Source organism: Brevundimonas sp., from assembly GCF_035626535.1.
Lineage (GTDB): Bacteria > Pseudomonadota > Alphaproteobacteria > Caulobacterales > Caulobacteraceae > Brevundimonas.
Map to the genome: position 1 here is coordinate 1 of NZ_DASPNO010000088.1, position 5,610 is coordinate 5,610.

At 69.0% G+C, this 5,610-nt stretch carries 8 protein-coding genes; 7 read left to right on the forward strand and 1 reads right to left on the reverse strand.

Annotated elements, in window-relative coordinates:
* On the forward strand, positions 1-193 hold a 193-nt coding region (locus VEC04_RS13310), incomplete at its 5' end, for a methionine adenosyltransferase domain-containing protein (protein WP_324777475.1).
* A gap of 67 nt (positions 194-260) precedes the next feature.
* Positions 261-956, forward strand: a complete 696-nt coding sequence (gene trmB, locus VEC04_RS13315; RefSeq protein ID WP_324777476.1) for a tRNA (guanosine(46)-N7)-methyltransferase TrmB — start codon at positions 261-263, stop codon at positions 954-956.
* Here the strand turns inward: trmB and VEC04_RS13320 are convergent.
* Positions 953-1,441, reverse strand: a complete 489-nt coding sequence (locus tag VEC04_RS13320; protein ID WP_324777477.1) for a hypothetical protein — start codon at positions 1,439-1,441, stop codon at positions 953-955. The genes trmB and VEC04_RS13320 overlap by 4 nt on opposite strands.
* A gap of 55 nt (positions 1,442-1,496) precedes the next feature.
* Here VEC04_RS13320 and VEC04_RS13325 point away from each other — a divergent pair, with 55 nt between their 5' ends.
* The 5 genes from VEC04_RS13325 to VEC04_RS13345 all read left to right on the forward strand — a co-directional run.
* Positions 1,497-1,943: a hypothetical protein gene (locus tag VEC04_RS13325; protein WP_324777478.1), complete on the forward strand. Its 447-nt coding sequence runs from the start codon at positions 1,497-1,499 to the stop codon at positions 1,941-1,943.
* A 126-nt stretch (positions 1,944-2,069) separates the two neighbouring features.
* Positions 2,070-2,615 (forward strand): ribosome maturation factor RimP, encoded by a 546-nt coding sequence (gene rimP, locus VEC04_RS13330; protein WP_324777479.1) that lies wholly within the window; start codon positions 2,070-2,072, stop codon positions 2,613-2,615.
* A gap of 4 nt (positions 2,616-2,619) precedes the next feature.
* Positions 2,620-4,356 (forward strand): transcription termination factor NusA, encoded by a 1,737-nt coding sequence (nusA, locus tag VEC04_RS13335; RefSeq protein WP_324777480.1) that lies wholly within the window; start codon positions 2,620-2,622, stop codon positions 4,354-4,356.
* Positions 4,357-4,374: 18 nt separating this feature from the next.
* Positions 4,375-5,043 (forward strand): RNA-binding protein, encoded by a 669-nt coding sequence (locus tag VEC04_RS13340; protein WP_324777481.1) that lies wholly within the window; start codon positions 4,375-4,377, stop codon positions 5,041-5,043.
* An 82-nt stretch (positions 5,044-5,125) separates the two neighbouring features.
* On the forward strand, positions 5,126-5,610 hold a 485-nt coding region (locus VEC04_RS13345; protein WP_324777482.1), incomplete at its 3' end, for a translation initiation factor IF-2 associated domain-containing protein.

Genomic DNA, 5,610 nt, shown 5'->3' on the forward strand with positions numbered 1-5,610 from the left:
CGTGTTGGAGGAAAAGCTGCCCGGCCTGATCGGCGGCGCCACGCCGCGGGCCATCCGCGAGCATCTGGGCCTGAACAGGCCGATCTACGCCCGCACCGCCGCCTACGGCCATTTCGGGCGCGAGCCGGACGCGGACGGCGGCTTCGGCTGGGAGAAGACCGATCTGGTCGAGAAGCTGAAGGCGCTGGTCTGAGCGAGACAGGGCGCGGCCGGCTTGATTCCTGCTGCCTGCTAGCTCTATCGCGGCTATAGCGCCCGACATGTCCTCCCCCGACGACTCCGCCCACCGCCCGCTCCGCTCGTTCGGCCGCATCAAGTCTCGCGCCCTGAAGCCGCGGCAGGCGGCGCTGTTCGATACGCTGCTGCCCTCCGTCGCCCTGCCCGATCCGACCACTGGTCTGCTGGACCCGGAGGCGCTGATGCCCGGCGCCAGTGAGGTCTGGCTCGAGATCGGCTTCGGCGGCGGCGAGCATCTGGCGGCGCAGGCGTCCCGCCACCCCGAGGCGTTGATGATCGGTTGCGAGCCGTTCCTGAACGGCGTCGGTTCGGCCCTGCGCCATATCGAGGAGGGCGGCCTGAAGAACGTCCGCGTCCACGCCGGAGACGCCCGCGACGTCATGACGGTCCTGCCCGACGCCTCGCTGGACCGGGTGATGATCCTGTTTCCCGACCCGTGGCCCAAGGCGCGGCACAACAAGAGGCGGCTGGTGCAGGACGAGACGGCAGCGGAGATCGCGCGACTGTTGAAGCCCGGCGGACGGCTGCGCTTCGTCACCGACTGGAAGGACTACGCCGACTGGGCTCTGGAACGGTTCGAGCGGACGCCGGGGCTGGAATGGCAGGCGGAGCGGGCCGACGACTGGCGCGAGGCCCCGGCCGATCACGTGGTCACCCGCTACGAGGAGAAGAAGCTGGGCGACACCCCGCCTATCTTCCTCGAGTTCGTCCGCAACTAGACCTCGCCTGCCGCGAACTTCCTCAGGAAGGCCAACTGTTCGTCGGTTTCGGGCACCGGCCGGCCGCGGGCGCCGCCGACGCGCAGGATGGCTTCGTCGACGTTCATGCCGCCGGCGATGAGGGCGCTGATGGCCAGCGAGGGGGCGCGGCCGAGCCCGGCCCGGCAGTGCACGACCAGCGCCTGTCCGGCCCTTAGCCGCCGGTCCATGGCGTGGGCGACGCGGCGATAGTGTTCGACGTTCTCCGGGACGCCGTGATCGGTGATCGGGAAGTTGTAGAAGCCGACGCCGTGCCGCTCGCAGGTCGCGGCCTCATCGGCCAGCCCCAGCTTCGCCGCCTCTTCGGGCTCAAGCAGGCTGACGACATGGTCGACCATGCCGTGTCCCAGCTTTTCGATCTGTCCTTCGAGGGCTTCCCCGCCGTCGGGCTTGCGGGACACGCCGAGACGGCCGGGCGTGTCGAGACCAATCCAGTAGACTTTCATCGGGAACTGTTCTGGCGGGCTGTCCACTGGATGGCAATCCGCGATTGCGCACGGCATGGTTGGACGGACCGAAGGGCTGGAAAACATGATGAGGGCGCTCAGGGAGGTTCTTCTCATCGTGGCCGTGGCGGGCCTCCTGCCATTGGTCCTTGGGATCGTGTTCATACTCGCCTCCTATGCAGCGGGCGGGGGTCAGGGTCACGAGCTCTGGTTTCTGGCCATCGTGGTGACGACGGCCTTCGTGCCGCTGGCGGGGACGTCGGCGCTCGCCCGCCTCATCTCCGCCTGTCTCGAGCGTCCGCAATCGTGGCGGCTGACCGGAGCGGTGGGAGGCGGACTGATGCTCGCGCTCCTCCTCGTGCTCTTCCTTCTGCAGCGAAGGGACGACTGGACAGGCGTTGCGCCCTGGGTTGCTGGTTGCGTCGCGCTGGCCGCAGTCGCCGCGGTCCTTCTGACGCTCGCGAACAACTGGCTCGACCGGCGCGAGAGCCGCAAAACCTGACAGGTCTTCCCACGCCGGACGCTTTGGCCTATATGCCCCCTCACATCGTTAGACCGGCGTCCAACGGCGCCGTTTGAAGCGGCGGCCCTGGAGGCCAGCCGCTTTTGTTTTGTCCGGGACCCAGCCTTGAAGGCCAAGACCGTCGAAGACCGCGCTCTGCTGGAGCTGATCGAACCCGTGGCGGAGAGCCTCGGCCTCGACATCGTGCGCGTGCGGCTGATGGGCGGCACCCAGCGCCGGCGGCTGCAGATCATGGCCGAGCGGCCCTCCGACCACGACATCGCCGTCGAGGAGTGCGCCCGGCTGAGCCGCGCCGTGTCCGAGGTGCTGGACGCCGCCGATCCGATCAGCGGTGAATATCTGCTGGAGGTGTCGTCGCCCGGCGTCGACCGTCCCCTGACCCGCCAGAGCGATTTCGAACTGTTCGAAGGCTTCGAAGCCCGACTGGAGACGGACCGGATGATCGAGGGGCGCAAGCGCTTCAAGGGCACCGTCGCAGGGACCGACGGCGACAACATCGCCATCGATCTGGAGGGGGAGGCGGACACCGCTCTGATCCCCTTCGACTGGCTGGTCGACGCCAAGCTGGTGCTGACCGACGAACTGATGAAGGCGGGCGCCGAGAAGCGCGCCGCCCGTAACGACAACAACGAACCCGAGACCGAGGACTAAGAGCATGGCTGTCGCCGGCGTTTCCGCGAACCGACTCGAACTGCTGCAGATCGCCGACGCGGTCGCGCGCGAGAAGAATATCGACAAGGAGATCGTCGTCGAGGCGATCGAGGAGGCGATCCAGAAGGGCGCCAAGTCGCGCTACGGCGCCCACCACGACATCCGCGCCAAGATCGACATCAAGTCGGGCGAGCTGGCCCTGACCCGCCACGTCACCATCGTCGAGGACGACTGGCAGCCGGAAGACGAACTGGAAGAGTTCAACGACAGCGCCATGGTGCGCCTGAAGGACGCCCTGAAGCGCGATCCGGAAGCCTTCGTCGGCAAGGAGTACGTCGAGAACCTGCCGCCGTTCGAGTTCGGCCGGGTGCAGACCCAGATGGCCCGCCAGGTGGTCATGGGCAAGGTTCGCGACGCCGAGCGCGCCAACCAGTACGAAGAGTTCAAGGACCGCGTCGGCGAGATCGTCAACGGCACCGTCAAGCGCGTCGAATACGGCAACACCGTCGTCGACCTGGGCCGCGGCGAAGGCATCATGCGCCGCAACGACTCGATCCCGCGCGAGGTGTTCAACATCGGCGACCGGATCCGCACCTACATCTACGACGTGCGTCCGGAGGCCAAGGGGCCGCAGGTCATGCTGTCGCGCTCGCACCCGGGCTTCATGGCCAAGCTGTTCGCCCAGGAAGTGCCCGAGGTCTATGACGGCGTCATCGAGATCCGCGCCGCCGCTCGCGACGCCGGCTCGCGCGCCAAGATGGCCGTGCTCTCCAACGACTCCTCGATCGATCCGGTCGGCGCCTGCGTCGGCATGCGCGGCTCGCGCGTGCAGGCGGTGGTCGCCGAGCTGCAGGGCGAGAAGATCGACATCATCCAGTGGAACTCGGACGAGCCGACCTTCATCGTCAACGCCCTGGCCCCGGCCGAGGTGTCCAAGGTCGTCCTCGACGAGGAAGCCGACCGCGTCGAGGTGGTGGTGCCCGACGAGCAGCTGTCGCTGGCCATCGGCCGCCGCGGTCAGAACGTCCGCCTCGCGTCGCAGCTGACCGGCTGGCAGATCGACATCATCACGGAGTCGCAGGACTCCGAGCGCCGCCAGCGCGAGTTCACCGAGCGCACCGCCCTGTTCCAGGAAGCGCTGGACGTCGACGAGGTCATCGCCCAGCTGCTGGTCACCGAAGGCTTCGCAACCGTCGAGGACCTGGCCTTCGTCGAGCCCTACGAGATCTCCGATATCGAAGGCTTCGACGAGGACACGGCGGAGGAGCTGCAGGCCCGCGCCCGCGACTTCCTCGACCGCCAGGCGGCCATTCTCGACGCGAAGCGCAAGGAGCTGGGCGTCGAGGACGGCGTGCTGGACGTGCCGGGCGTCACCTTGCAGATCGCCGTCGCCCTCGGCGAGGGCGGCGTGAAGACCGTCGAGGATCTGGCCGATCTGGCGACCGATGAGATCCGCGGCGGCTACGAGGTGAAGAACGGCGAGCGGGTCAAGGTCCCGGGCGTCCTCGAGAGCTTCAACCTCGCCCAGGAAGAGGCCGAGATGCTGATCCTGCAAGCGCGCGTCGCGGCCGGCTGGATCGACGCCTCCGAACTGCCCCAGCCCGAGCCGGAGCCGGAATACGAGGACGAGGGCGAATACGACGCTGACGCCGTCTTCGCTCCCGCCGAGGGCGAGGAAGCGCCGCAGGGCGACGAAGACGAGATCCTCGCCGGGGACTCCGAACAGCCCCAAGACGCGTGATGGGAGACCGGGCCCTCCATGAGTCTGCGCGAAGCGACGATCGATAGGGAACGCCGCGATCTGGTCAGCCACCAGGTCATGGATGAATCTCGCCTGATCCGCTTCGTCGCCGCTCCGGACGGCACGGTCGCTCCCGACCTGGCGCGCAAGCTGCCGGGCCGCGGCCTCTGGGTCGCCGCCGACCGCGCCTCAGTCGAGGCGGCGGTGAAGAAGAACCTGTTCTCGCGCGCGGCCAAGGCGCCGCTGAGGCCCTCCGCCGACCTGCCCGATCTGGTCGATAGCCTGCTGTTCCGGCGCTGTCTGGACCAGCTGGGTCTTGCCCGGCGCGAAGGCGTGCTTATCTCGGGCTTCGAAAAGGCCGCCGCCGCGATCCGCGCCGGCAAGGCCGCGTGGATCGTGGAGGCGGCGGACGGGTCCGCCGACGGACGGGGCAAGCTGCTTTCCCTGGCGAAACACCAGACGCCGCCGCCGAAAGTCTGCGGCGCCTTCACGGCGGACGATTTGAGTTTGGCCCTCGGGCTGGAAAATGCGATACACGCCGTCCTGCTTGAGGGCGGGCGGGCCGATCGCTGGACCTTCGAGGTCGAACGACTGGCGGGATTTCGACCGCTTCTGCCCCCGGAGTGGGGTGCGAGGCCGGCTGAGGACCCGAACAAGGATTTGAGCGGGCGGGGTTCTGCTCCCTGATCGGGGGGCGGGGCGCCGCACGGCTTTTTGTGTTTGAACGAGACGATGGCGGATCTCCCGCCATCCCGAGTAAAGCGACCGGATGACTGACGAGAACGACAAGACCAACGACGGCCAGCAGACCCCGACCGGGACTCCGTCCCAGACGGGACCGCGCGCGCCGCTGAGCCTGAAGCCCCGGCAGGCGGGATCGGTTTCGACCGGCACCGTGCGCCAGAGCTTCAGCCACGGCCGCACCAAGACCGTGGTGGTCGAAACCAAGCGCCGCGTCGGCGCCGTCCCCGGGCATCAGCGCCCGCAGGGCTTCGACGTCGCGCGTCCGAAGACCGAGGCGCCCGCCGCCCCGCGTCCGGCCGCTCCCTCGCGGGAAGCCGGCGGCCTGTCCGCCTCCGAGCAGGAGGCGCGCCGCCGCGCCATCGAGCTGGCCACCCGCCAGCAGGCCGAACGTGAACGCGCCGCCGCCGAGGAACGCGCCCGCCGCGACGCCGCCGCCCGCGAGCAGGCCGCCGCCGCCGACAAGGCCGCCAACGCCGCCCAGGCCGAGGCCGCCGCCGCCCGCGCCGCCGC